Annotated in this window: 25 protein-coding genes; 11 read left to right on the top strand and 14 right to left on the bottom strand. The window is 70.4% G+C overall.

Going from position 1 to position 25,519, the window contains the following annotated elements; all coding sequences use genetic code 11:
* Positions 1–15 precede the first annotated feature (15 nt).
* The 4 genes from BLW00_RS10955 to BLW00_RS10940 form a co-directional block, all read right to left on the bottom strand.
* Positions 16–477 (bottom strand): SRPBCC family protein, encoded by a 462-nt coding sequence (locus BLW00_RS10955; protein WP_092553702.1) that lies wholly within the window; start codon positions 475–477, stop codon positions 16–18.
* Positions 474–818: an ArsR/SmtB family transcription factor gene (locus tag BLW00_RS10950; RefSeq protein WP_092553699.1), complete on the bottom strand. Its 345-nt coding sequence runs from the start codon at positions 816–818 to the stop codon at positions 474–476. The genes BLW00_RS10955 and BLW00_RS10950 overlap by 4 nt, the downstream gene beginning before the upstream one ends.
* Positions 819–893: 75 nt before the next feature.
* Positions 894–1,880 (bottom strand): adenosine deaminase, encoded by a 987-nt coding sequence (locus BLW00_RS10945; protein ID WP_092553696.1) that lies wholly within the window; start codon positions 1,878–1,880, stop codon positions 894–896.
* Between the two features lie 72 nt (positions 1,881–1,952).
* Positions 1,953–2,843 carry a DMT family transporter gene (locus BLW00_RS10940; protein ID WP_092553693.1) on the bottom strand — a complete coding sequence of 297 codons (891 nt, stop codon included), beginning with the start codon at positions 2,841–2,843 and terminating at the stop codon, positions 1,953–1,955.
* Between the two features lie 39 nt (positions 2,844–2,882).
* Here BLW00_RS10940 and BLW00_RS10935 point away from each other — a divergent pair, with 39 nt between their 5' ends.
* A complete protein-coding gene (locus BLW00_RS10935) occupies positions 2,883–3,383 on the top strand; it encodes a MarR family winged helix-turn-helix transcriptional regulator (RefSeq protein WP_092553690.1) in 501 nt (166 codons plus the stop codon).
* Positions 3,384–3,470: 87 nt separating this feature from the next.
* Here BLW00_RS10935 and BLW00_RS10930 read toward each other — a convergent pair whose 3' ends face one another.
* The 4 genes from BLW00_RS10930 to BLW00_RS10915 all read right to left on the bottom strand — a co-directional run bounded on the left by BLW00_RS10930 (position 3,471) and on the right by BLW00_RS10915 (position 7,547).
* Positions 3,471–4,583 (bottom strand): BMP family lipoprotein, encoded by a 1,113-nt coding sequence (locus tag BLW00_RS10930; RefSeq protein WP_092553687.1) that lies wholly within the window; start codon positions 4,581–4,583, stop codon positions 3,471–3,473.
* 95 nt (positions 4,584–4,678) lie between these two features.
* A complete protein-coding gene (gene add, locus BLW00_RS10925; protein ID WP_092553684.1) occupies positions 4,679–5,665 on the bottom strand; it encodes an adenosine deaminase in 987 nt (328 codons plus the stop codon).
* 25 nt (positions 5,666–5,690) lie between these two features.
* Positions 5,691–6,650 (bottom strand): nucleoside hydrolase, encoded by a 960-nt coding sequence (locus BLW00_RS10920; protein ID WP_092553681.1) that lies wholly within the window; start codon positions 6,648–6,650, stop codon positions 5,691–5,693.
* Between the two features lie 126 nt (positions 6,651–6,776).
* Positions 6,777–7,547, bottom strand: coding sequence for a nucleoside phosphorylase (locus BLW00_RS10915; protein ID WP_092553678.1), 771 nt, complete (start codon positions 7,545–7,547; stop codon positions 6,777–6,779).
* Positions 7,548–7,649: 102 nt separating this feature from the next.
* On the opposite strand from BLW00_RS10915, the gene BLW00_RS10910 reads away from it, so the two are divergent.
* Positions 7,650–8,435, top strand: coding sequence for a GntR family transcriptional regulator (locus BLW00_RS10910; protein ID WP_217634350.1), 786 nt, complete (start codon positions 7,650–7,652; stop codon positions 8,433–8,435).
* 49 nt (positions 8,436–8,484) lie between these two features.
* On the top strand, positions 8,485–9,831 hold the full coding sequence (locus BLW00_RS10905; protein ID WP_092553676.1) for an MFS transporter: 1,347 nt from the start codon (positions 8,485–8,487) through the stop codon (positions 9,829–9,831).
* Between the two features lie 22 nt (positions 9,832–9,853).
* On the opposite strand, the gene BLW00_RS10900 is transcribed toward BLW00_RS10905, so the two are convergent.
* Both BLW00_RS10900 and BLW00_RS10895 read right to left on the bottom strand, forming a co-directional pair.
* Positions 9,854–11,149 carry a M18 family aminopeptidase gene (locus tag BLW00_RS10900; RefSeq protein WP_092553673.1) on the bottom strand — a complete coding sequence of 432 codons (1,296 nt, stop codon included), beginning with the start codon at positions 11,147–11,149 and terminating at the stop codon, positions 9,854–9,856.
* Between the two features lie 4 nt (positions 11,150–11,153).
* Positions 11,154–12,233, bottom strand: a complete 1,080-nt coding sequence (locus BLW00_RS10895) for a Rossmann-fold NAD(P)-binding domain-containing protein (RefSeq protein ID WP_175494224.1) — start codon at positions 12,231–12,233, stop codon at positions 11,154–11,156.
* A 128-nt stretch (positions 12,234–12,361) separates the two neighbouring features.
* Here BLW00_RS10895 and BLW00_RS10890 point away from each other — a divergent pair, with 128 nt between their 5' ends.
* Both BLW00_RS10890 and BLW00_RS10885 read left to right on the top strand, forming a co-directional pair.
* Positions 12,362–12,811 (top strand): hypothetical protein, encoded by a 450-nt coding sequence (locus BLW00_RS10890; RefSeq protein WP_092553670.1) that lies wholly within the window; start codon positions 12,362–12,364, stop codon positions 12,809–12,811.
* A 74-nt stretch (positions 12,812–12,885) separates the two neighbouring features.
* On the top strand, positions 12,886–13,587 hold the full coding sequence (locus BLW00_RS10885) for a PhzF family phenazine biosynthesis protein (protein WP_092553667.1): 702 nt from the start codon (positions 12,886–12,888) through the stop codon (positions 13,585–13,587).
* Here the strand turns inward: BLW00_RS10885 and BLW00_RS10880 are convergent.
* Entirely contained in the window at positions 13,584–15,107 is a 1,524-nt protein-coding gene (locus BLW00_RS10880; RefSeq protein WP_092553664.1) for an MFS transporter, read from the bottom strand. The two genes, BLW00_RS10885 and BLW00_RS10880, sit on opposite strands and share 4 nt — an antisense overlap.
* Positions 15,108–15,191: 84 nt before the next feature.
* On the opposite strand from BLW00_RS10880, the gene BLW00_RS10875 reads away from it, so the two are divergent.
* A complete protein-coding gene (locus BLW00_RS10875; protein ID WP_092553662.1) occupies positions 15,192–15,872 on the top strand; it encodes a TetR/AcrR family transcriptional regulator in 681 nt (226 codons plus the stop codon).
* A 37-nt stretch (positions 15,873–15,909) separates the two neighbouring features.
* Here the strand turns inward: BLW00_RS10875 and BLW00_RS10870 are convergent, their stop codons facing one another.
* The gene (locus tag BLW00_RS10870; protein ID WP_092553659.1) at positions 15,910–16,731 is read right to left on the bottom strand and encodes an SDR family NAD(P)-dependent oxidoreductase; all 822 of its coding nucleotides are present in this window, start codon (positions 16,729–16,731) and stop codon (positions 15,910–15,912) included.
* A 97-nt stretch (positions 16,732–16,828) separates the two neighbouring features.
* Here BLW00_RS10870 and BLW00_RS10865 point away from each other — a divergent pair, with 97 nt between their 5' ends.
* On the top strand, positions 16,829–20,530 hold the full coding sequence (locus BLW00_RS10865) for a TM0106 family RecB-like putative nuclease (protein ID WP_092553656.1): 3,702 nt from the start codon (positions 16,829–16,831) through the stop codon (positions 20,528–20,530).
* Here the strand turns inward: BLW00_RS10865 and BLW00_RS10860 are convergent.
* Positions 20,490–20,780, bottom strand: a complete 291-nt coding sequence (locus BLW00_RS10860) for a hypothetical protein (RefSeq protein WP_092553653.1) — start codon at positions 20,778–20,780, stop codon at positions 20,490–20,492. The two genes, BLW00_RS10865 and BLW00_RS10860, sit on opposite strands and share 41 nt — an antisense overlap.
* Positions 20,781–20,815: 35 nt before the next feature.
* On the opposite strand from BLW00_RS10860, the gene BLW00_RS10855 reads away from it, so the two are divergent.
* From BLW00_RS10855 to BLW00_RS10840, 4 genes are all read left to right on the top strand, one after another.
* Positions 20,816–21,307: an SRPBCC family protein gene (locus BLW00_RS10855; RefSeq protein ID WP_092553650.1), complete on the top strand. Its 492-nt coding sequence runs from the start codon at positions 20,816–20,818 to the stop codon at positions 21,305–21,307.
* Between the two features lie 12 nt (positions 21,308–21,319).
* Positions 21,320–22,345, top strand: coding sequence for an L-glyceraldehyde 3-phosphate reductase (gene mgrA, locus BLW00_RS10850; RefSeq protein ID WP_092553647.1), 1,026 nt, complete (start codon positions 21,320–21,322; stop codon positions 22,343–22,345).
* Between the two features lie 7 nt (positions 22,346–22,352).
* Complete coding sequence (locus BLW00_RS10845; RefSeq protein WP_175494223.1) at positions 22,353–24,788, top strand: GNAT family N-acetyltransferase; 2,436 nt, start codon at positions 22,353–22,355, stop codon at positions 24,786–24,788.
* Positions 24,789–24,872: 84 nt separating this feature from the next.
* Positions 24,873–25,190 (top strand): helix-turn-helix domain-containing protein, encoded by a 318-nt coding sequence (locus tag BLW00_RS10840; RefSeq protein ID WP_092553640.1) that lies wholly within the window; start codon positions 24,873–24,875, stop codon positions 25,188–25,190.
* Between the two features lie 9 nt (positions 25,191–25,199).
* On the opposite strand, the gene BLW00_RS10835 is transcribed toward BLW00_RS10840, so the two are convergent.
* Positions 25,200–25,505, bottom strand: coding sequence for a hypothetical protein (locus tag BLW00_RS10835; protein ID WP_092553638.1), 306 nt, complete (start codon positions 25,503–25,505; stop codon positions 25,200–25,202).
* Positions 25,506–25,519 lie beyond the last annotated feature (14 nt).

Raw genomic sequence — 25,519 nt, 5'->3', positions numbered from 1 at the left:
ACCAGCGACGGCGGCTCAGCCGGCGACCGCCGTCTGGCCGAGGTGCTGCGCGAGTTCGTCGAGCGCGCTGTTCCAGCCGTCGTAGAAGGAGCCGTCGCCGTTCATTCCGTCGACCCCGCGCAGGTCGAAGGTGAGGCGGGTCAGCTCGCCGAGCGATTCGATGGTGATGGTGACGACGGGCTGGTCGTCGGGGTCGTCATCCGGCGAGCCCCAGGTGAAGACGAGGCGCTCGTTCTCGATCAGCTCGCGGTAGACCCCGCCGGTGGGGTACTCCTGGCCGCTGTCGTCGTGCACCATCGTGTAGGTGTAGCGACCGCCGACCCGGGCGTCGACGCTCACACTCTCGCGTGGCGTGTGCATGCCGGCCGGATGCCACCACTCGGCCACCTCGTCGGGGTCGGTCCAGGCGCGCCAGATCGCCTCGGGCGTCGCGTCGTACTGGCGCACCAGGGTGAATCCCTTGTTCGTGTCGATCATCGTGTTCCCTCTCGTCGTGGCTGGTGTTTCATGAGGTGTTCGCCCAGGAAGTCGAGGCGCTCGTTCCACTCGGCGCGGTGCCGCTCCACCCAGGCCTGCGCGTCGTCGAGCCCGGCCTCGCGGATGCGGCATTCGCGCCATTGCGCGTTGACCGTGCGCACGATGAGGCCGGCGCCCTCGAGCACGGCGAGGTGCTGTGAGATGGCGGGCCGGCTCATCGAGTAGTTCGCCGCCAGCTCGCCGACCGTGATCGGCCCCGTGCGCAGCCGCGAGAGGATGTCGCGGCGTGTCGGGTCGGCCAAGGCGCCGAACACGAGGCTGAGCTCATCGGTGGCGGGCATGTAAGAAGGTCCTTACGTAAGTGATTGGTTACACAATACGCCCCGAGGCGCGAGCGGGCCACCCCTACTCCGAAATCAGCCCAGAAGGGCGTGCTTGCGTGCCGGAGCGAGGAACGACGCCTCGACCGAGTTGCGCGCGAGGAGCCCGAGAACGTCGCCGCCGAGGTCGAATGCGCCGCGGAGGGCCCGTAGGTTGTCGTCGAGGTAGCCGCCGAAGTAGGCGGGGTCGTCGGAGTTGATGGTGACCAGGATGCCGGTGTCGAGCATCCGGCGCAGCGGGAACTCGGCGATCGACGGGATGACGCGCAGCCGCACGTTCGACAGCGGGCAGAGGGTGAGCGGGATGCGGTCGGCGGCCAGCCGGGCGACGAGCGCGGCGTCATCCAGGGCCCGGTTCCCGTGGTCGACGCGCTCGACGCCGAGCACGTCGAGTGCCTCCCAGACGTAGGAGGCGGGGCCTTCCTCGCCGGCGTGCGCGACGGCGTGGAGGCCGGCCGCGCGCGCCCGTTCGAAGACCGAGCGGAACAGCGACGGCGGGTAGCCCACCTCGGCCGAGTCGAGGCCGATGCCCTCGATCGCGAAACCGCTCTCGAGCACGCGGTCGAGCATCCGTTCGGCCGAGTCGACCGGCTGATCGCGGAGCACGCACACGATGATCGACGCCGTGATGCCGGTCTCGGCGCCGACTGCGGCGATCGCCCGGTGAAGACCGGCCAAGACCACCGACTCCGGGATGCCGCGCACCGAATGGGCCTGCGGATCGACGAACATCTCCGCGTGCACCACGCCGGCTGCACCGGCGCGCCGGAGGTAGGCGGCGCCGAGGGCCTCGAAATCGTCTTCGGTCTGCAGCACCTGCATGTTGGCGTAATAGAGGTCGAGGAACGACTGCAGATCGCTGAAGTCGTAGAGCGCGGCCAGCTCCGCCTCGTCGGCGTAGGGCAGCCTGATGTCCTTCGCCGCGGCCAGCTCGAAGATCGTCGCGGGCTCGAGCGTGCCCTCGATGTGCACGTGCAGTTCGCAGAATGGAAGCCGGCCGAGCGGGGCCGTCGTGTCGGTCATGCGGGGTCTCCTCGTTCACCAGGTCGAGCACCTGATCGTAGTCGTGAGTCGAACGATTTGCCCCCAAGCGCCCTATACAGCGCGTTTTGGGGCCGTTAACGGCAAATTGTTGGGCGAGCTCGGCGTGCGCTGGCCGATGACGACCCCCGCGAGCACGAGCGCGGTGCCGAACGCCTGAGGCAGGCCGAAGGTCTCGCCGGCCACGAGCGTGCCGAGCAGCACGCCGGTGACGGGGTTGAGCAGGCCGACGAGGCCGACGGTGCCGGCCGGCAGGTGCCGGAGGCCGGTGAACCAGCAGACGAAGGCGAGAGCGGTGGCGACCACCGTCACATACGCGAAGGCCGCGACGGCCGGTGGATCGAGCCCCGGTGCGCCGCCTTCGACGACGACCGCGAACGGCAGCACGAGCAGGCCCCCGGCGACCAGCTGCCAGGCGGTGACGGCCAGGATCGGCTGCCCGGCCGTCCATTTCTTCGTGAGGATGAAGCCCACCGACGACATCAGCATCGCGGCGAGGGAGGCCACCACGCCGAGCGGTTCGACGGCCCCGGTGCCCTCGAACAGCATCAGGCAGACGCCCGCGAAGCCGACGGCGGCGCCGAGGCCCGAGATCCAGTGCGGGCGTTCGGCGAGCAGTGGCCAGGCGAGCAGCAGCAGTACGCCGGCGGAGGTCGCCATGATGGTGGAGGCGACGCTCGAGGGCAGCAGTTGCGACGCGAGGTAGACGAGCACGAAGAAGGCGCCCACGTTCAGCGCGCCCAGCACGAGCGACTTCCACCACCAGGAGCCGTGCGGTCGCCGTCGGGCGATGAGGAGCAGCAGGATGCCGGCGGGCAGTGCCCGGAGCACGGCGCCCCAGAGCGGTGAGTCCAGCGGCAGGAACTGGCGCGTCACGAAGTAGTTCGAGCCCCAGGCGATCGGCGCGACCGCGGTGACGAGCAGCCAGCGCCATTTTGCTTCCATGGAAGCGACTATAGCTTCCTGGGAAGCTATAGTGAAGGCATGGCAGCAGAACTCGACCGAGTGGCCCGCATCCAGGAGGAGTGGCGGCGGGAGCGGCCCGACGTCGACGTGAGCCCGCAGGGCGTCATCGGGCGTCTGCACCGCCTGTCGGCGCTGCTCTCCGGGGCCCTCGTCGAGGTCTACCGCGAGTTCGGGCTCGGCGAGGGGGAGTTCGACGTGCTCGCCGCCCTGCGGCGGGCGGGGGATCCCTTCGAGCGGGCGCCGGGCGAACTCGCCGCGCACACGATGGTGACGACGGGGGCGATGACCAAGCGGATCGACCGGCTCGCCGAGGCCGGACTCGTGGTGCGGCGCCCGTCCGAGAGCGACGGCCGCCGTCGCGTCGTGGCGCTCACCCCGCAGGGCCTCGACCTCATCGACGCCGCGTTCACGGCGCACATGGCCAACGAGCACCGGCTGCTCGCGTCGCTCCCGGCGGCCGACCGCGCGGCGCTCGAGGGCATCCTCATGCGCTGGCTCCGCGCATCCGGGGCCGACTGAGAACCACCGAACCGTTCACGGGCCTGAGTGGCCGGCGGCGACCGGATGCCCGTGCGGGCCTCCCGAGCGCCACCGGCCCGCCTGCGCCTACGACTTCGGCGACGACGGCGACTCCACCACGATCTTCCCGCTGATGATGTCGGCCTTCAGCTGGTCGACCTCGGCGACGATCGCCGGATCGATGCGGTCGGCCCAGTCGTGCAGCGGCGCGATCCCGACACCGTCGTTCTCCAGCGTGCCGACGTAGGGGGTGTTGTCGAACTCGCCGTTGCCGGCCGCGGTGGTGACCTCATCGGCGGCGTTCGTGAGGTTCTTCAGCACCGAGGTGAGGTAGTAGGACTGGTTCTCGGGTGCTGCCTCGTAGGCGTCGTTGTTGACGCCCAGCACACCCCCGTCGATGTTGCGGTCCTTCATGGCCTCGACCGTGGCGAGGAAGAGCGATCCGGCCACCGGCATGATGATGTCGGCGCCCTGGTCGAGCAGTCCCTCGCTCAGCGTCTTGGCCTGAACCTGGTCGTCGAAGTTGCCGACGAACAGGCCGTCCTGCGTCGTCTTGTCCCAGCCCACCACCTTGACGGTGGCGCCATGCGCCTCGTTGTACTTCGCGACACCGTCGACGAAGCCGTCCATGAACACGGTGACCGAGGGGAAGGGCATGCCGCCGAAGGTGCCGACGACGCCGGTCTTCGACGCGGCGGCCGAGAGGTAGCCGGCCAGGTAGGCGGCCTGCGCGGTGTCGAAGAGCACCGGCTTGACGTTGTCGGCCTCGATCGGGGTGCCGTCGTCGTCGGAGACGGTCGAGTCGATCAGCGCGTAGTCGACATCGGGGTTCTCGGCGGCTGAGTCGCGCGTGGCGGCGGCCAGCGCGAAACCGACGGTCACGATGAGGCTGCAATCCTCGTCGACCATCGCGGAGATGTTGCCCGCGTACTGGTCTTCGGAGGTCGATTCCGCCGTGCGGGTCTCGACGCCGAGGGCGTCGGCGGCCTTCGCCACGCCGTCGTAGGTCAGTTCGTTGAACTGGCCGTCTTTGAAGCCGGTGAGGTCGGAGACGGCGCAGGGCAGGAAGCTCCCCGCGCTGTCGGTGCCGCCGTCGGTCGTGGCGGCCTCGGGCGCCGTGCCGCACGCGGTCAGCAGCAGGGTGCTGACCGAGAGCGTCAGTGCCAGGCCGATCGTCGTCTTTCTCGCCGTCGGGTTCATCGTGTTCTCCAGGTTTCGCTTGTGTTGGCGTGTGGTGCAGGAGTGGAACGGATGGAGCTGTGGTGCGGGCGGTGCGATGACGCGGCTCGGTGGTGTCAGGGAGCCGGCGTCTGGGCGGCGAGCCGGTCGCGCATCCGGATGCGCGTCGACTCGTCGAGAAAGGCGGCCTCGATGCTCACGGTGTCGAGCCGGCCGAGTGCGGCCTCGTCGAAGCCGAGCACGGAGGAGAGCAGGGAACGCTCGCCCGAGAGGAGCGAGCCGGTCTGCACCGGGTTGTCGTCGCCGAGCACGACGGCGACGCCGGCGTCCGCGAAGCGGGCTCCCGGATGCGCGGACACGGCCGGGATGGCGCCGGTGTACCAGTTCGAGGTGGGGCAGATCTCCACCACCACGCCCTCGCCGGCGATCCAGGCCAGGGACTCGGGATCGGAGGCCAGATGGGCCCCGTGGCCGATACGCGTCGCGCCGAGCAGCTCGACCGCTGCGCGAGCGGCGTGCCCGGGCGCCGACTCCGCCGCGTGACAGGTGAGGCCGAGACCGGCGGCGCGCGCGATGCGGAAGGGTTCGACGTGCGGCTCGAGCTCGGGGTGGAGCAGCTCGTCGCCCGCCAGGTCGAAGCCCACCACTCCGGCGCCGGCGAATCGGGCTGCCGCCCGGGCGACCGCCGAGTTCTGCTCGGTGCTGTGATGCCGCAGCGCGGCCACCACGATGCCGGCCGGCATGCCGGTGCCGGCCGTTCCCTCGGCGATGCCCTCGCAGGCGGCGGCGATCACCTCGTCGAGGGGCAGTGCTTCGGAGGCGTGCGTGGTGGGCCCGAAGCGCAGTTCGAGGTAGTCACCGCCGTCGGCCGCCGCATCCTCCACGGCCTCGCGGGCGATCCGGGCGATGTTCTCGCGTCGGGCGAAGAACGGATAGCTGGCCGCCACCTTCTGCAGGTAGACGGTGAGATCGGCCGGGCCGGTGAGCTGGAGCGCGTGGTCCCAGCCTTCGGCGGGTGTCGGGACCCCGAGCGAGTCGGCGAGTTCGGCTGCCGTGGCCGGCCGGAGCCGCCCTTCGAGGTGGCTGTGCAGATTGATCAGCATCGGATTCTCCTTCTCGCCTCGATCGTCAGAGCGCCAGCAGCCGCTCGAGCAGGTGCGGAGCGAAGTCGTCGGCGAGCGACAGCACCACCCGCACGTGCGCACCCGGCTGGTCGGGAAAGCCCAGGAAGCGGCCGCGCAGATCGCAGATGGTCTGGCCTCGGCCCGGACCGCCGGTCGTGTCGACCACGACCTGCACCCGGGGCGCGACGGCGGGCACGACCGCGCCCACCGCGATCGCCGCAGCGAGCGGGTCGTGCAGGGCCGAGCGCCGTTCGCCGTAGAAGGTCGCGTTGAAGTCGAAGTAGAAGTCGAGCATGCCCCCCAGCGCGGTGGCGACCGGCCGGCCCGATTCGAGCAGGCGCATCCGGTCGGCTTCGAGGAGCGGATTGCTCAACGTCACGTCGAGCGGAACCAGGGTCACCGGCCAGGAGGCGGCGAGCACGAGCGCCGCCGCCTCCGGGTCGTTGCCGATGTTGGCTTCGGCCACGGGGGAGATGTTGCCGGGCACGAGGGCGGCACCGCCCATGATCGTGACGTCGCGCACGAGCTCGGGGAGTCGCGGTTCGCGGCGCAGGGCCTCCGCGAGGTTCGTCAGCGGCCCGATGGCGAGGATGCGGAGCTCGCCCGCCCACTCGTGCGCCAGCGCGATCAGCAGGTCGGCGGCGTCACCCTCGACCGGCGCGGTGGTGGCGGCCGGGAGGGGATGATTGCCCAGCCCGTCGTCGCCGTGCACATGCGCGGCGCCCTCGGTGAACCGGCCGGCCAGCGGATGCGCGGCTCCCACCGCGACCGGGCAGCTCGCGCCGGAGAGCGCCAGCAGGTCGAGCGTGTTGCGGGCGGCGAGGGCCGAGGAGACGTTGCCGCTCACCGTGCCGATCCCGACCAGGTCGATCTCGGGGGAGGCGACGAGGTAGCACAGCGCCAGGGCGTCGTCGATCCCGGTGTCGCAATCGACGTAGAGCGGCATGCGGCCCGCTGCGGTCATCCTGGTTCCTCCTTGCCTGCGAGTATGATGATGGATGTTATACGTCCAATGTGTCAATCATGTTTCCCGCATCGTGTTGCGGCGGCATCCGGTCGTCCGGCGACGAGCATCCGGCCCGCATCAGGGTCACAGTTCCAGCCGCACGGCGGTCTCGAGAGCCGCTTCGATGCTGCGCGTCCAGCCCTCGGAGAGGGCCTCCTTCACGCCGTCGTAGAGGCTGGTGCCATCGAACAGATTGCTCGAGGCCGCGCAGATCATGCCGGCCCGCACGCCGCGCAGCCGCGCCACCACGTAGAGCGCCGAACTCTCCATCTCGACGTTGAGGATGCCCAGCGAGTTCAGCTGGGAGATCCATTCCGGGCCCTCGGCGTAGAACGCGTCGTCGCTCACGTTGAGGCCCGAGTACACCTCGGTGGCGGTGCCGGCGGTGAGTTCCCGGGCCACGTCGCCGAGCGTCGTCGCGATGCGCAGGTCGGGCACCGCCGGGTAACCCGGATGCGCGTAGGCGGCCGTGGTGCCGTCGTTGCGCAGCGTGCCCTCGCTCACCAGGAGGTCACCGGGCTTGATGCCCGGCTGCAACCCGGCGGAGGAGCCGACCCGGATGAGGGAGGTGACGCCCACCCGGATGAGCTCCTCGGCCGCGATCGCCGTCGACGGACAGCCCATGCCGGTGGAGGTGGCCGTGATGTGCCGGCCTTTGTACCATCCGGTCATCGTGAGGTGCTCGCGCTGGTGCGCGACGGTCTTCACGTCGGTCAGGAACTCCGCGATCAGCGGCACCCGGAACGGGTCTCCGGGCAGCAGCGCGACGGTGGAGACCTCGCCCGGTGCGATGCCGATATGGTATTGCCGTTCCCCGACTCCGACGGTGCTCTTGTCGACCGTGCTCGACGTCATGGTTGTCTCCTCGTGCTCGAAATCCGTTGGCGCGCCTCGAGGATTTTCCTCGACGTGGTGAGTATGATGTCATACAACCACCGACCACTTCGAGGGGTGCCCATGACGACGACGGTTTCCGCTCTGCGACTCGACCCCCTGACGGTGCCCACCGGTCAGCCTCTTCGGGTGGCGGTCTACACCTCGCTCGCCGACGCCATCCGCGGCGGCCGGGTCGAGCTCGGCTCGTTGCTGCCCAACGAGGCGGAGCTCGGCGTGGCGCTCCGCGTCAGCCGCACCGTGGTGCGCGAGGCGCTGATGCTGCTCGAAGAAGACGGGCTCATCCGCACCCGCCGCGGCATCGGCCGGTTCGTGGCCGAAGCACTGCCCCAGGTGGGCCTCGAGCTGCTGCAGCCGCTCGAGAAGGTGATCGCCGAAGGGTCGGGCACGGTCTCGGTCGAACGGATGCTCGAAGAGCTCCAGCCCACCTCCGACTTCATCACGCGCGGGCTCCAGGTCGATCCGGGTGCGCAGGTGTGGGTGCAGGAGAACGTGCTGAAGCGCGACGGCGAGGCGGTGGCCCAGCTGCTGGAGATCATCCCCTCGGCCGAGGTGCTCGCCGAACGGAGCCCGGTGCTCGCGGCCCGGCTCGACGAGATCCGGGTCGACGGGCGCAGCCTGCTGGCGGCGGTGATGGACATCGTCGGTCCGGTGCTCGGGCCGGCCGTCTACGACGTGACCGTCGGGCGGGCGGGCGCCGAGCGGGGCAAGGGGATCGGGCTGAAGGCGTCGACCCCCGTGCTCGTGCTGACGCACAACGTGCTGCTCGACGGCAAGCCGATCTATCTGGCCAAGAACCTCATCACGCACGGCTTCGGCACGCTCACCATCGCGCAGTCCGCGACCTAGCAGGACACCTGGCCCGCTGGATGTCGGAGGCCATGTGTACGCTGTTCACATGACCGAGCAGACCACGGCCCCCGCGCATTGGAAGCGCAACACCGCCCTGTTCCTGAGCGGGCAGACGATCTCGCTCTTCGGGTCGATGATCGTGCAGTACGCGGTGATGTGGTACGTCACCTTCGAGACGCAGTCCGGGTTCGCGGTGGCGCTCTACGCCATCGCCGCGTTCCTACCGCAGGGCGTCGTGTCGATCTTCGGCGGTGTGTTCGCCGACCGGATGAACCGGCGCGTGCTGGTGATGCTGGCCGACGGAACCATCGCAGCCGTCACCCTGGTGCTGGCGCTGCTGATGCTGAACGGGGTGACCGATCTGTGGATCATCCTGCTCGCCGTCGGAGCTCGTTCGATCGGCGCCGGGGTGCAGACCCCGGCGGTGCAGGCGATGATCCCGCAGATCGCGCCGCCGGATCAGCTGATGCGGGTGAACGGCATCTTCCAGACCATCCAATCGGCGATGGCATTGCTCGCCCCCGCGGCCGCCGGGGCGGTGTTCGGTCTCTTCGGCATCGTGCCGGTGTTCTTCATCGACGTCGTGACGGCGGCGATCGGCATCGTCTTCCTGGCCTTCGTGGTCGTGCCGACGCTGGCGTCGATCGCCGAGAAGACCTCGAGCTACCGCGACGACCTGGTCGAAGGGTTCCGCTACATCTGGCGGCACCAGGTGGTGCGCTGGCTGCTGCTCGTGTTCGCCATCATCTTCCTGCTCACCGTCGCGCCCTCGTTCATCACCCCGCTCCTGGTGGCACGCACCTTCGGCACGGATGTCTGGATGGTGACCGTGCTCGAGGTCGCATTCAGCGTCGGCATGCTGCTGGGCGGGGTGCTCGTGTCGACCGTGCTGGCGAAGTTCAGTCGCATCGGGCTGATCCTGTTCGCCACCTTCGGGTTCGCGGCGTTCACGATCGGGCTCGGGCTGGCCCCGAACCTGTGGGTGTTCTACGGGTTCATGTTCGGGTTCGGCCTGCTCGTGCCGCTGTTCTCGGCCCCGTTCATGACGCTGGTGCAGGAGACCGTCGACCCGGAGAAGCACGGCCGCGTGTTCAGTTACGTGGGCATCGTGATGGCCTTGGCCACCCCGATCGGCATGATGGTGTTCGGCCCGCTCGCCGACGTGATCAGCGTGCAGACGCTGCTGGTGGTGGCGGGGGTGGCGACCATCCTGGTGATCGTCGTGGCCATCCTGCTTCCGTCGGGCCGGGCCGCGATGGCGGCGGCCCGCGCACAGCGGCCGGCGGGCGACGAGACGGTGTCCGAGGCGCCTGATGCCTCTGATGCGCCTGATGTGAATGGCGCGGACGGCGGAGTCCCACTCGCGGAGGAGCGTCAGCGCGACCAGCGGTGACCGGTCGCCGCACGGCTCGGGGTCAGTCCTCCGGCGCGAAGAACGCCCCGATCGCGGCGGAGAGGGCCACGAGATCGTCGACGTGGGCGAGCTCGCGGGCGGAGTGCATCGACAGCAGCGGTGCCCCGACGTCGATGGTGCGGATGCCGAGCCGGGTCGCCGTGAGCGGACCGATCGTCGATCCGCACGGCACCCCGTTGTTCGACACGAACTCCTGGTAGGGCACGCCCGCCTGAGCACACGCGCGGCTCCAGAGGGCCGCACCCGGGGCGTCCGTGGCGTAGCGCTGGTTGGCGTTGATCTTCAGCAACGGTCCGCGACCGGCCACCGGCTGGTTGGCGGGGTCGTGCCGCTCGGGGTAGTTCGGATGCACGGAGTGCCCCGCGTCGGAGGAGAGGCACCAGGATGCCGCGAGCGACCGAGCACGCTCGTCGACCCCGCCGCCGAACGCGGCGCCGAGGCGGGTCAGCACGTCGGCGAGGAAGGGCCCGCTCGCGCCCGACCGTGACTCGGAGCCGAGCTCCTCGTGGTCGAAGGCCGCCACCACCGAGATGTGACCGGGCGTGGGCGACTCCGCGGCGACGAGCAGAGCCGTGAGGCCGGCGTGCACCGAGCTGAGGTTGTCCATCCGGCCGGCCGCGAAGAGCGCGTCGTCGAGACCGAAACGGGCGGGCGACTGGGTGTCGGCGGTGAGGATGTCGTAGCCCGCGATCTCGGCCGCGGCGTCGGTGCCCGAGCCGAGGCCGGCGAATCCGGCGAGCAATCCCACGAGGTCGGCCTGCGACACCTCGCCCACGCCGAACACGGGAGCGGTGTGGCGCTGCCGGTCGAGCGTGAGGCCGTTGTTCGCCTCGCGGTCGAGGTGGATGGCGAGCTGCGGGATGCGCAGGAAGGGCCCGGTGCGCACGAGCCGCTCCTCCCCGTCGCGGGTCACGATGCGGCCCGCGAGTTCGAGTTCACGATCGAGCCAGGAGTTGAGGAGCGGCCCGCCGTAGACCTCGACTCCGGCCTGCAGCCACCCGTTCGAGCCGATGGTCGGGCGGGGCTTCAGCTTGAACCCGGGGGAGTCGGTGTGCGCTCCGAGGATGCGGAACGGGGTGAGCGGACCGGCGCCCTCGGGCACCACCCACGCGATGATCGCGCCGTCGCGGATGGCGTAGAAGAGGCCGGGCTCGGCACTCCAGGCATCCGTCTCCCGCCGGGCCCGGAACCCGGCTGCATCGAGTCGGCGGCCCGTCTCGGCCGCCGCGTGGTAGGAGGAGGGCGAGGATCGGATGAACTCGGCGAAGTCGTCGATGTACGTCGAGGTGTCGGGCATGAAGCTATCCAATCACTGCCGGAGGCTTCCTGGCGCTGAGGACCGCGTGCTCCTTCTCCGCGTCGAGGCCGACGGGCGGGCGGTCGAGGCGCAGGGGCGCGGCACCACCGATCGCGCGGAGCCAGCACCAGGTGTCGGCCACCGTCTCGGTGAGGGGGCGGAAGCGCAGACCGGCGGCCAGCGCGGCCGACACGTCGGCGCGGTGCATGGCGTCGTGATCGGGCCCGGCGGGAAGCCAGATCGGCAGCTCGGTCCAAGGCTCGATACCGGCGGCGAGGATGCGTTCTTCCGCCACCCAGCGCAGGCGGGCATCCGATCCGGTCGCGTCGATGCACGCTGCCAGCAGCTCGCCAAGAGTGTGCCGCCCGGGCGGGGTCACCACGTTGAAGGCTCCGGAGGCGCCGCGGAGACCAGCGTCGAGCGCGAACTCGGCGAGATCGCGGGCGTCGACGTATTGGATGCCCGCATCCGGAACCCCCGGCGCGAGCACGTCGCCACCCCGGGCGATGCGCGAGAGCCACCACGGCAACCGGCCGACGTTCTCGCGCGGCCCCAGCACCAGGCCGGGTCGCAGGAGGAGCGCCCGGTCGCCGAACGATTCGCGGAGCGCCAGCTCGGCGCCGGCCTTGCCTCGCGCGTAGTCGACCACGAGCTCGGGCGGCGTGCCGGCTCCGGTCTCGGCCGCCACCGCCACGGGGTCGCCGTCGGAGGGGTTCGCCGGCACCAGCGGAACCGACTCGTCGGCACCCGCCGGCAGCGGGTCGGCGTAGACCGATCGGCTCGACACGAGGGCATAGCGGTCGGCCAGTGGCGCGAGCACGCGGGCGCTGTCGCGCACGGCGAACGGCTCCCACGACCAGGTGTCGACCACGAGATCCCACCGTCCGGAGCGGGATGCCTCGTCGAGCACGGCCGCCAGCCCGCGGCGTGCGGGTTCGCGCCGGTCGCCGACGAGTGCGGTGACCCCGGATGCCGGCGGATGCGTGCCGCGGGTGAGCGTCGTGACCGCGGCACCGCGGTCCAGGGCGGCCTGCACGAGCGCGGTTCCGACGAACTCGGTGCCGCCGAGGATGAGGATCCGCATGCCCCGAGTCAACCGCACCCGGCACCGCGCCGCCTGGCCGTCTGCTCCGAGCAGACGGTCATTTTCGTGTCCTAGGGTGTGTCGGAGTAGTCCGGATGCCGTTTCGGCCAGCCCTCAGGAGAATCCGAATGCGTTCGCGTACCGTCGCCATCGCGATCCCCGCCGTGCTCGTGCTGGGTGCACTGGTGCTCGCCGGGTGCACCGCGCATCCGACCGATGCGTACTCCAAGATCGCGCACCTCGACCAGGGCACCGTTCTCGCCGGCGGCGAGACGCCGCCCATCGTTCCGGGTTCCGACTCCGAGCTCGTGCGTTCGTCGCTGCGGCTGCTGACCGTGCACGACGAGACCGAGTTCTGGGTGGGTGTGACCCGCGACGACGACGTCTGCTTCATCGCCGAGAGCACCCTCGGCGGCGAGCAGACCGAGGCGAGCTGCGTCGACGCCGAGCGGTTCGGGCGCTATGGCGCGACCCTGCAGCTGCAATCGCCCGAGCAGCGCGTCTGGTTGCACACCGAATACATGACGGTGGGCACGAACTGGACGGCGATCTCGGCGAACATCGCCGTGCACAGCTGACGCCGCACCAGAGAAGGCCACCGGATGCCGGGCGGCGGCTTGAGCGCGGGCGGCGCGGCGCGCAGACTCGGAGCATGGAATCGCAGCTCACCGTCGACGTCGTCTCCGTGTTCACCGACCCCGAGGGTGGGCACGGCAATCCGCTCGGGCTGCTGCGGTCGTCGGGGGAGACCCGGGGCCGGGAGCAGGAGATCGCGACGGCGCTCGGATTCAGTGAGACGGTCTTCGTCGACGAGATCGACGAAGGGCCGGTGCCCCATGGCCGCACGGCGCACATCCGGATCTTCACTCCGGCGGCCGAGTTGCCCTTCGCGGGTCACCCGTGCGTGGGCACGGCGTGGTGGCTGGCGCAGTCCGGCCTGCCCGTCGATGTGCTGCGCGTGCGCGCGGGTGACGTGGCGGTGCGTCACGACGGCGACTTCACCTGGATCACGGGCCGCGCATCCTGGGCGCCCGAGTTCATCTGGCATCCGCTCGAGACCGCGGCCGAGGTCGACGCTCTCGACCCGGCCGCATTCACGGAGGGCAAGCACTACTTCTGGGCGTGGATCGACGAGGAGTCCGGTCACCTGAGGTCGCGGATGTTCGCGCCCGCGATGGGCATCGCCGAAGACGAGGCGACGGGTGCCGCGGCCGTGCGCCTCACGGCGCAGCTCGATCGCGACCTGGCGATCGATCAGGGAGCGGGTTCGCGCATCCTCACCCGCCGTCTGGGTGGCGAGGACATCGCCGTCGGGGGCCGCACCGTGCGTGCGGCCCCCGTGCAGATTGCCTAGTGGGCGATGACGGGCTCGGGCGCGGCGTCCGTCGCCGTGGCCGGGGTGTGCGAGAGCGACAGGCCCTGGCCCTTGCGGCGGAACAGCAGTGCGGCGAGCACCGCGCCGAAGGCGAAGAACCCGGCGCCCCACCAGTAGGCGGTGGCATAGCTGTGCACGGCCGCGTCAGCCAGCACCTGCGGGTCGGCCGGCAGGTTCGAGGCCACGTAGTCGGTGAGTGCCGTCGCGGCGAGCGTGTTGAGCAGCGCCGTGCCGATCGAGCCGCCCACCTGCTGGCTGGTGTTCACCATCGCCGACGCGACGCCGGCGAACTGCCGGTCGACGCCGAGCGTCGCGGTCTGCATCGAGGCCGGCATGATCGAGCCCATGCCGAAGCCGAGGATCATCAGCGGGGGCAGGATGTCGGCCGCGTAGACGCTGTCGGCAGTGAGGTGCGTGAGGTAGATCATGCCGCTCATCGCGACGAGCATGCCGAACGGCACCATGATCTTCGGACCGAACCGCGGCACGAAGATGTTGGTCGAGAGCTGGGCGGCCAGCACGAGCATGCCGATCATGGGGAGGAACGACAGACCGGTCTGGATCGGCGAGTACTGCAACGTCGTCTGCAGGTAGTAGGTGACGAAGAGGAAGATGCCGAACATCCCCGCGCCGGCGATGAGCACCGAGCTGTAGGCGGCGCCGCGATTGCGGTCGAGCACGATGGAGAGCGGGAGCAACGGATGCGTCGCGCGGCGCTGCCAGAGCACGAAGGCGATCAGCAGCACGCCGCTCGCGCCGAGGAACCCCCAGGTGAGCGGTGAGTCCCAGCCGTCGGTCTCGGCGTTCGAGAAGCCGTAGACCAGCGAGAAGAGCGCACCCGAGACCAGCAGGGTGCCGGGGATGTCGAGCTTCGGGCGCGGGCCGGTGCGCTTGAGGGTGGTCACGAAGATGCTCGCACCGATGACGGCGACGACGGCGATGAACACGTTGATGTAGAGGTTCCAGCGCCAGTCGAACGCCTCGGTGAGGAAGCCGCCGAGCAGGAGCCCGACCGCGCCGCCCACACCGGCGATGGCGCCGAACACGCCGAAGGCGCGAGCACGCTCCTTCGGGATGGTGAAGGTCGTGGTCAGCACGGCCAGTGCGGTCGGCGCGAGCAACGCGCCGAAGGCGCCCTGCAGCGCGCGGGCCGCGACGAGCGTGCCGAAGCTGTCGGCGGCGCCACCGAGGGCGGAGGCGACGGCGAACCCGATGAGGCCGATGATGAAGGTGCGCTTGCGGCCGATCAGGTCGGAGAGGCGCCCGCCGAGCAGCAGCAGGCTGCCGAAGGCGAGGGAGTAGGCGGTGATGATCCATTGGCGGTCGCCGTCGGAGAATCCGAGGTCGGCCTGGGCGGCGGGGAGCGCGATGTTCACGACGGTGGCGTCGAGCACCACCATGAGCTGCGCGAGGGCGACGGTGACCAGGGTCCACCAGCGACGGCTGGAGACCATGGGGGCGCCGGCGGAGGCGGCGCTGTCGGAAAGGGTCTGAGACATGAAGACGACTATATACGGTACTGAGCAGTTTCGGATCTAATCGGTCTAGAATTAACCCGAACGTCAGGAAAGGAGATCGCCGCAATGACGCAGAACGATTTCGACGACGCATCCGAACTCATCGACTCCGAGCTCGACGCCGACGCGCCTGAGGCGCCTGAACAGGCCAGGCTCGGCCGCAAGCGCGATCACACCCGCGACCCCGAGATCCTCGAGGCGGCACTCGACGTGCTGGCCGAAGAGGGCTACGACGGCATGACCATCGACATGGTGGCCGCGCGGGCCAAGGCCGGCAAGGCCACGCTCTACCGGCGCTGGGCCTCGAAAGGCGAGCTGGTGATCGACGCGGTGGCGTGCATGAAGAAGGGCGACCTCGACCACGCCCGCCTCCCCGACACCGGCACCCTCCGCGGCGATCTGGTCGCCATGATCAAGCCGCGGTCGATGGAGGACGCCGAGCGCAAACTGCAGATCATGGGCGGTCTGATGTCGGTGCTGTCGCGCAATCCCGAGCTGTCGGATGCGATCAACTCCGCCATCATCGAGCCGCGTGCCGAGGTGAATCGCATCCTGATGCGCCGGGCACGGGATCGCGGCGAGATCTCGCCCGATGTCGACATCGACGCGCTGGCGCTCGTCTCGCCCTCGATGGCGTCGTATCGCACGCTCGTGCTGAAGAAGCCGGTCGATCGCGAGTTCTTGATCTCGCTGATCGACGGCGTCATCCTGCCGGCTGCGGGCATCCGTTCGCCGGTCGGCGCCTGAGGCTCCTGCTCCTGCTCCCGCCGCTGCGGGCCGGTGGTCAGCGCGTGACCATCGCCGAACTGCGGTCCCAGAGGGCGGCGGCCAGCGCCGGATCGTCGACGCCCTTCTTGAGACGCGCGGGCTTGCGTTTGGCATAGTAGCCGCCGCTCTGCCAGTCGACCCCGGGAGTGGTGGTGGCGAGCCAGACCAGCGTGTCGGCGCCCTTCTCGGCCGGCAGGATGAGGCGATTGAGCACGGAGCGGTACATCAGCCGCAGTCCGCTGCGGGAACCCGCCGAGAAGCTCGTGGCGACCACGCCCGGGTGGAACGCGGCCGACGAGATGCCCCGGTCGTGGAAGCGCTTGTGGAGTTCGCGGGTGAAGAGGATGTTCTCCAGCTTCGCGTTGCCGTACGCCAGTTCCGGGCGGTAGTGGCGTCGCGACTCGAGGTCGTCGATGTCGAAGTCGCTGTAGAGGCGGTGTGCGACGCTCGAGGTGGCGATGACGGTCGCTCCGCTCTCGGCGAGACGGTCCGACAGCAGCAGGGTGAGCAGGAACGGCGCCAGGTGGTTCACCTGGAAGGTCTTCTCGTGCCCGTCGACGGTCTCCTCGCGTGGTCCCATCAGGCCTCCCGCGTTGTTGGCGAGCACGTCGATCCGGGGGTATCGGGCCAGCAGGTCCGCGGCCAGGGTGCGCACGTCGTCGAGCCGCGCGAAGTCGGCCGTGAACGACGCGGCACCGAGTTCCGTGGCCACAGCGGCGGTCTTCTCGGGCGAGCGCCCGACCACCACCACCTCGTCTCCGCGCCGCTGCAGCTCGCGCGCCGCGGCGGCCCCGATTCCGTCACTCGCCCCGGTGATCACGACCGTCCTGCCCGCCATGCTCCGACCCTAGCCCTCGCACGCCCACTCCGGTGTCGGTGGCCGGGGCTACCCTGATGGTGGTCTCGATCCCGGGGCCGTGCGGGAAGGGCAGCGGATGATCGTCGTCGGTGGAGCGGAGCACCCCCAGACCGTGCTCTACAGCGCCACCGACCTCACCGCCGCCGCGCACTGCGAGTTCGCTCTGATGCGCCGGCTCGACGCGAAGCTCGGGCGCATCCCGCCTGTTCCCGACGGCGGAGACGCGATGCTCGAACGAGCGGCCCGGCTGGGCGACGCGCACGAGGAGCGAGCTCTCGAGGCGTTCCGCGAGCGCTTCGGGGCCTTCGACGGGGTGACTCCGGCGGGCGTCGCCGAGATCGAGCGGCCCGAACGCGCCACCCCCGATGCCCTGCTGGCGCACCAGGCGGTGACGCTCGAGGCCCTCCGTGCCGGGGCTGACGTGGTGTTCCAGGGCACCTTCTTCGACGGCCGGTTCCTCGGGTTCGCCGACTTCCTGGTGCGGGTTCCGGATGCGCGGGGCCCCGGCTCCGCATCCGGACCAGGCGCATCCGGATCGGTCGCAGCCGGCCCGGTGTACGAGGTCTACGACACGAAACTGGCCCGGCACGCGAAGGTGACGGCGCTGCTCCAGGTCGCGGCCTACGCCGAGCAGCTGGAGCGGCTGGGCGTGGCGGTCGGCCCGCAGGTGCACCTGCTGCTCGGCGACGGATCGACGTCGACGCATTCGTTGCGCGACATCCTGCCGGTGTTCCTCGATCGGCGCGCCCGGCTCGAGGCCATGCTCGACGAGCGGCTCCTGGCGCCGGCCGTGGAATGGGGCGATCCGCGCTATGCGATCTGCGGTCGCTGCGAGGTGTGCACCCCTGAGGTGGAGGCGCACCGCGACCTGCTCCTCGTCGCCGGCATCCGCATCACCCAGCGAACCCGGCTGCGGGATGCGGGCATCACCACGATGGATCAGCTCGCCGAGTCGGAGGGGCTGGTCGCCGATCTGCCCGAATCGACGCTCGAGACGCTGCGCGATCAGGCACGCATGCAGGTGGCGGGTCGCGACGGCCTGGCCTACCGGGTCTACGACGCGAACGGGCTGGCCGGTCTGCCGGTGCCCGATCCGGGCGACATCTTCTTCGACTTCGAGGGCGATCCGCTCTACAGCGAGAACGCCGGGCCCGACTGGGGGCTCGACTACCTCTTCGGGGTGGTGGAGCACGCGCCCGGCGGGGGCACCGCGTTCCGCCCGTTCTGGGCGCACGACCACGCCGAAGAGAAGGCAGCTCTCCGTGCCTTCCTCGATTACGCCACCGACCGGCTCCGCGAGCATCCCGGCATGCACATCTACCACTACGCCAACTACGAGCGGGCGCACCTGCAGTCGCTCACCGCGCGTCACGGCGTGGGCGAGGAGCAGCTCGACGAACTGCTCCGCCGCAACGTGCTGGTCGACCTCTACCCGGTGGTCAAGAAGAGCATCCGGGTCAGCTCGCCCTCCTACAGCCTGAAGAAGCTCGAGCCGCTCTACATGGGCGCGCTCTACCGCGACAGCGAGGTCACGAACGCGGCCGATTCGATCGTGGCCTACGTGCACTACGTCGAGCTGCGCGAGCGCGGCCGAACGGATGCGGAGGCCGCGGTCGCCGCCGAAGCCCAGCTGCGCGAGATCGCCGACTACAACGAGTACGACTGCGTGTCGACGCTGCGGCTGCGCGACTGGCTGCTCGCAAGGGCCGCCGAGAACGGCGCGACCCCGGTGGCCGACGACGCGCTGTTCGCGGCGAGCGATCTCACGCTGGACGGTGTTGCGGATGCGTTCGCCGCAGCGCCGCCGCCCGCGAACGCGGCGGAGGCGGCGGCGCCGTTCGAGCCGAGTGCTCTGCACCGGTCGCTCAGCTCACGGATCGAGCACGCCGATCCCGCCCATCGCACCGCCGACGAGACGGCGATCGCCCTTGCCGCCGCGGCCATCGACTACCACCGTCGCGAAGACAAGTCCTTCTGGTGGGAGCACTTCAACCGTCTCGACCAGCCGATCGACGAGTGGGCCGACACGCGCGACGTGCTCGTGGTGTCGGCCGCGGTGGTCGAGACCGACTGGTACCGCGGCCCCGGTCAACGCACCGATCGCCGTGAGGTGCGGTTGCGCGGGCAGCTGGCGCCCGGCAGCCGGCTCGAGCCGGGGCAGAGCGGGCGGTTCTTCGTCTACGACCCTCCGCATCCGTGGCCCGCGCCCCGGTCGCGGGTGAGCGATCGGGTGGCGCATGCGCGCACGGCGTTGCTCGACGTGATCGCGCTGCCCAACGGCGTGACCCAGTACCTCTTCGAAGAGCGCCAGACGATGAACGGCGTGGGCTACCCGGCCTTGCCGGTGGCGATCACGCCGTCGGCGCCGCCGAAGACGACCTCGTTGCAGGTCGCGATCGCGGAGTGGGGGCAGCGGCTGGCCGATGCTCTGCCCGGTTTTCCGGCTGACGCGGCGGTCGACCTGCTGCGCCGTCGCCCGCCGCGGCGGCGTGACGGGCGTGCGCTCGAACCGGTGCGCGAGGGCGCGCGGGGTGCCATCGACGCGATCCGCGATTCCCTGCTGGCGCTCGACGACTCCTACCTCGCCGTTCAGGGACCTCCGGGCACAGGCAAGACCTATACGGGGGCGCGGGTCGTCGCCGAGCTCGTGAACCGGCACGGCTGGACCGTGGGGGTCGTGGCGCAGTCGCACGCCGTGGTCGAGAACATGCTCGACGCCATCGTCGATGCGGGCGTCGCGCCGGAGCTGGTGGGCAAGGCGAGCGAGTCGCCCGAAGTCGCCTTCACCCCCTTGCAGCGCGACGGCCTGAGCCGGTTCCTGGCCCGGGCGGGGGCCTCCGGCTCCGGATCGGTCGTCGGCGGAACCGCATGGGATTTCACGAACATCAGCCGGGTCGGCCGCCGGCAGCTCGATCTGCTCGTGGTCGACGAGGCCGGGCAGTACTCGCTCGCCAACACCATCGCGGTGAGCGTTGCCGCGCGCAACCTGCTGCTGCTCGGCGACCCGCAGCAGCTCCCACAGGTGACGCAGGGTACGCATCCGGAGCCCGTCGACACGTCGGCGCTCGGCTGGCTGACCGACGGGCACGACGTGCTGCCGGCGGAGCTCGGCTTCTTCCTCGACGTGAGCTGGCGGATGCACCCGGCCGTGTGCGAGCCGGTGAGCCAGCTCTCCTACGGGGGGGAGCTGCACGCGAAGCTGCCGGCCACCACCGATCGGTCGCTCGATGGAATCGCACCCGGTCTGCACCTGCACCCGGTGGCGCACCACGGCAACTCGACCGAGTCGCTCGAAGAGGCGGAGCGAGTGGCGGAGATCGTGCGAGGGTTGCTCGGGCGGCCGTGGCGCGATCCGGTCGAGGCGGATACGGATGCGGATGCGGATGCGGGGGGAGGCTCACGCCCCCTCATCGAGACCGACGTGATCGTCGTCGCCGCCTACAACGCGCAGGTCGAGCGCTTGCGCGCGGTGTTGACGGCCGCCGGGATGCCCGACGTTCCGGTGGGCACGGTCGACAAGTTCCAAGGGCGCGAAGCCGCGGTGGCGATCGTGTCGCTCGCCGCGTCCTCCGCCGCGGATGTTCCGCGGGGCATCGGCTTCCTGCTCATGAAGAACCGGTTGAACGTCGCGGTCTCCCGCGCGAAATGGGCGGCCTACCTGGTGTTCTCACCGGGTTTGGCCGACCACCTCCCGGTGAACGCGGCCGATCTGGCCACCCTGTCGGCGTTCCTGCGCCTCACGCGAGAGACTCCCAGCGCCCCTGAACCATTCGGGTGACCTGCCAGGCGATCGGCTCGGCCGAGACCCGTGCGCCGTCGATGCCCTGCTCGGCGATCAGGAACGCGGCTTCGTCGGAGTCGGCGGTGAACCGCACGGTGACCCGCGGCGATCCACCGACGACGGCGATGTCCGACGCCTCGACGGTGGTGAAGTCGGCGATGGCCTGGGTGAGAGTCGGCAGCACCTCCTCGGGGCGCACGCCCAGTTCGAGGGTTCCGACGATCATGGTGACACGGTAGGAGGGCATGGTCCCAGCGTAGGGGGAAGGAATACGGTGGGCGGATGGAGCTCGTCGAATTCCGTGTCGAGGGGGAGACCGCCGTGTCGGCGCGGTCGGCGTTCGACCGGGTGGTGCCCCGCGACGGCCGAACTCTCTTCCGGGGCTACCTGCGTGTGCTCCCGGCCGTGGTGGGCGTCTCCGATCAGAGCGGACCGTGGAACCACCCCGGCGAGAGACGCACGGTGCACCTCTCCGACGGCAGCGAGTTCCGTGAGGAGCTCGTGCGCTACGCACCCCCGGAGACGCCGGATGCGACCGGGCTGTTCGAATATCGCGTCACCGGATTCACGAAGACGCTCGGACGTCTGGTGTCGGATGCCTATGCCAGCTGGCACTATGAGCCCCGCCCCGGTGGGTCGGTCATCCGGTGGACCTACGGCTTCCGGCCACTGGCGCGCCGGCGATTCGTGGTGGAGCGGGTGATCGGGCCGATCTGGCACCGTTACATGCGCCGATCGATGGCGGAGTGCGTGCGCGTGGCCTCCGGTGCGTGAAATCATCGGACGATGAGCTATCTCGCCTCCGACGACCGTTACGCCACCTTGCCCTACCGTCGCACCGGCCGCAGCGGACTCCTGCTGCCCGCCGTGTCGCTCGGCCTCTGGCAGAATTTCGGCGACGAAACGCCGCTCGACACCCAGCGCGCCATCCTGCGCCGCGCCTTCGACCGTGGTGTGACCCACTTCGACCTGGCGAACAACTACGGGCCCCCTTACGGCAGCGCCGAGACGAACTTCGGGCGGATCTTCGCCGAGGACCTCCGGCCCTACCGCGACGAACTGGTGATCTCGACCAAGGCCGGCTACGACATGTGGCCCGGCCCCTATGGCGACCACGGCTCCCGCAAGTATCTGCTGGCCTCTCTCGACCAGTCGCTCGAGCGGATGGGTCTGGACTACGTCGACATCTTCTACTCGCACCGCGCCGATCCCGATACGCCGCTCGAGGAGACGATGGGCGCGCTGCACACCGCGGTGCAGTCCGGCCGCGCGCTGTACGCCGGAATCTCCTCGTATTCGCCCGAGCGGACCGTCGAGGCGGCGCGCATCCTCAGCGAGCTCGGCACCCCGCTGCTCATCCACCAGCCCTCCTACTCGATGGTCAACCGCTGGATCGAAGAGGAGCTCCTCGACACGCTCGGAGCGCTGGGCGTGGGTTGCATCGCCTTCTCGCCCCTGGCGCAGGGCCTGCTGACGAACAAGTACCTGGGCGGCATCCCGGCCGAGTCGCGAGCGGCCCGAGAGGGGTCGATGTCGTCGCGGATGCTCTCCGACGAGACGCTCGCCCGGGTGCGCGCGCTCGACGAGATCGCCTCCGGCCGGGGCCAGTCGCTCGCGCAACTCGCCCTCTCCTGGGCTCTGCGCGACGAGCGGGTGACCTCGGTGCTGATCGGCGCCTCCTCCGTGCAGCAGCTCGACGACAACCTCGATGCCACGAACGCGCTGGCGTTCGACCCGGCCGAGCTGGCGCGCATCGACGAGTTCGCCGTCGACGCCGGCATCAACCTCTGGCAGTCGTCCAGCGCGGTCTGAGCCGCGGATGACGGCGGTGCTGCTGACCGGTTCGCGGGCGCCCGCGACCCTCGATCTGGCGCGCCGTTTCGCGGAGGAGGGTGCGTTCGTGGTGGTGGCCGACAGCCAGCCGGCGCTCAGCTCGAGGTCGCGAACCGTCGGAGTGGCCTACCGGGTGCCCTCGGCGCGGTTCCGGCCGTGGGAGTTCGCCGACGCCGTCGCGGGCATCGCGCGACGGCACGCGGTCGACCTCGTGCTGCCGACCTGTGAGGAGACCTTCTGGCTGGCCGCGGTCGCAGACGCCGCCGACACGGCCGCGCCGGTCTCGGCCGCGGCGGCGCCCGAGCGTTCGCTCGCCATCCTGCGACAGCTGCTGTTCGCGCCCTCGATCAGCACCCTGAGGCGGCTGCACGACAAAGCGGCCTTCGTGGGGTTGCTCGACGAGGTCGGGGTGGCGCATCCGACGACCGAGGTGGTCTGTTCGCGCATCGCCTGGCGGCGGCGGGCGGCTCGCCGTGCCGCGCATCCGGGGGCCGCACTCGTGGTGAAGCCGGCGTTCTCCCGGTTCGGCACCCGCACCTGTTTCGTCGCCACGGGCGAGCCGCTCCCCGAGATCGGCCGGATCACGCGCGACGAGCCGTGGCTCGTACAAGAACAGCTCGAGGGCTCGGAGTTCTGCAGCTACGCGGTCGCCGTCGACGGCCGGGTGACGGCGTTCGTGGCCTACCGTCCGGTCTGGCGCGCCGGGGTGGGCGCCGGCGTGGCCTTCGAACGGCTGGATGCCGCGACCGGGCCGGGAGCCGAGGCACGCGCGATCGCCGACCGCCTCGCGGGCCACCTCTCGCTCACCGGCCAGTTCGGCCTGGACCTGATGGAGACGGATGCGGGGCTCCGGGTGCTCGAATGCAACCCGCGAGCGACCAGCGGTGTGCACCTCTTCGCGCGGGGCGACGGACTGGCCGGCGCGTTCCGGGGCATCGAGGCGCACCCGCCCAGCCGGCCGTCGGCGCGACTCGCCATCCCGCACACGATGTACGCGGCGGCGGGCATGAAGCGACCCGCCGATGTCGCTCGGTGGGTGTCGCAGACGCGGTCACCGGATGCGCTCCGGCCGCCGGGCGATCGCATCCCGATCCCGACGCTCCTCCGGTCGGTCGCGGTGCAGGCGCGCACGGCCGGTCAGGCCGGTGTCTCGCTCACGGCGGCTTCGACGCACGACCTGGAATGGAACGGGGAGGAGCTTCCATCCCGCCGTGCGATGGCGGTCCGTCCGCCTCCACCGGAACCCGCATCGATCGCGATCCCGGGCTCTGGACATGGCAACGCATCGCTTCACCCTGACGTCGTCGCGGCGTTCGTCGACGGCGTGCGCGCCACCGGCGGAACGAGCGTGTTCGTCGAGAACGTCGATGTCGAGCTCGGGAGCGTCGAGGTGGGAGGGGAGGTGCTCGCGCTGACGAGCCCGTCCGGCCGGCGCGATCGAGCGAAACCCTCGACCATGCCGCCGAGCTACGTCGTGTCGCCCCTGACCCACTACGTGCGCTATGCCCGCGAGGAGCTCCGGGAGCTGCCGTCGCCGGCGGCACGAGGCCTCGCGCGCGCGATGCTGGTCGGTCTCGACGCGGCGCTCCGCGCCGGCCAGGTCGACGACGTGGTGATGGTGGGGAATGCGCTGCTCTCCACCAACCTCCTGCCCGACCCCGATGAGCGCGCCGTTCTCGAGCTCACCGCACGACTCGCCGCGGCGCATCCGGGTCGTGCGATCGCGTGGCGCAGTGTGCACGGCCGGGGCCGTCGGCTTCCGGAGACGCTTCGGCGCGCCGGGTACCGGCTGATCCCCTCGCGGAGCGTGCTGTTCACCGCCACGCGCGACTCCGAATGGGCCACCCTTCGCGACGTCAAGCGCGATCGAGCCGTGCTCGAGGCCTCCGGCTACACGGCTCGCCGCCTTCCTTCCGGTTCGGCGGGGTCGAGTGCCGCACCCGATCCCGACCCGGCCCACGCTCGCATCGCCGACCTCTACCGTCGGCTCTACATCGCGAAGTACTCGCGATCGAACCCGCAGTACACCGCCGCCTTCGTCGCCCTCGCCCAGCACACGGGTCTGCTCGAATTCACCGTGCTGGAGCGCGACGGCCGGATCGACGGGGTCTTCGGTTCGCGCGTGGCCCACGGCCTGCTCGCGGCGCCGCTCGTGGGCTACGACACGACCCTCCCGCAGGAGACGGGCATCTATCGCATGCTCAGCTACCTGATCGCTCGCACCGCCCACGAGGCGGGCGTCGACCTGCACAACTCGAGCGGGGTCGCCGACTTCAAGCGCAATCGCGGAAGCGAACCCGAGATCGAGTACACGGCCGTCTTCACCCGCCACCTCTCCGCTCGTCGGCGCATGGCCTGGGCCCTGCTCGACCTCGCGGTGAACCGGGTCGCGGCGCCGCTTGTCGCGCGCAGTGGCCGGTAGCGATGTAGCGCTGACACCACCGCCTCCAACACGTGCGCCGTGCGTGCTCTGGTTGCCCGAGCATGGGGCCGGTAGGCATGACGTGTGAGTTCTGTTCCGTCTGACGCCGCCCGACTGCTCGGTGCTCGCATCCGTGAAGAACGCCATCGGTTCGCGATCAACCAGATGGAACTCGCCGAACTCGCCGGTCTCCACTTCACGAATCTCGGCAAGATCGAACGGGGTCAGGCGAACCCGTCGCTGCACACGATCCTGCGCATCGCGGGTGCGCTGAACCTCAACCCGGCGGTGCTCCTCGACGGCATGTCGGCCGACATGCTGCCCGACCGGCCGCACAAGATCACGGTGGCCGACCTGATCCGGGCCCGCGAGGCCGGCGACGAGCCCAGCCCGTCGGCCTGACGGCCGTCATCAGAAGCTCACCCGCCAGAGATACTCGTCTCCGTTCGGGCGGAACCAGCGGATGATCAGCACCGCGGACTGAGGCAACGACTCGCCCCGGATGCGCAGCAGCACCTCCTGCCCGGGAGCGAGGAGGAGCGGAGCGGTCGCGCGCATCAGCCCCGAACCCAGCAGGCTGAACGACAGGCCCCGGATGGGCTCGTCGCTGATGTTGCTGAGCCGGTAGCTCCGTGGTGCATCGCGTCGATCGAGGCGGAGCGGCACGGGGTAGGCGACGGAATCGGTTTCGTGATGAGTGATGTGACTGCTTGCCATGCCCAGAGCAAAAC

Source organism: Herbiconiux ginsengi (assembly GCF_900107435.1).
Lineage (GTDB): Bacteria > Actinomycetota > Actinomycetes > Actinomycetales > Microbacteriaceae > Herbiconiux > Herbiconiux ginsengi.
Note: the sequence above shows the minus strand (reverse complement) of the source record. Positions and strands in the feature narration are given on the sequence as shown.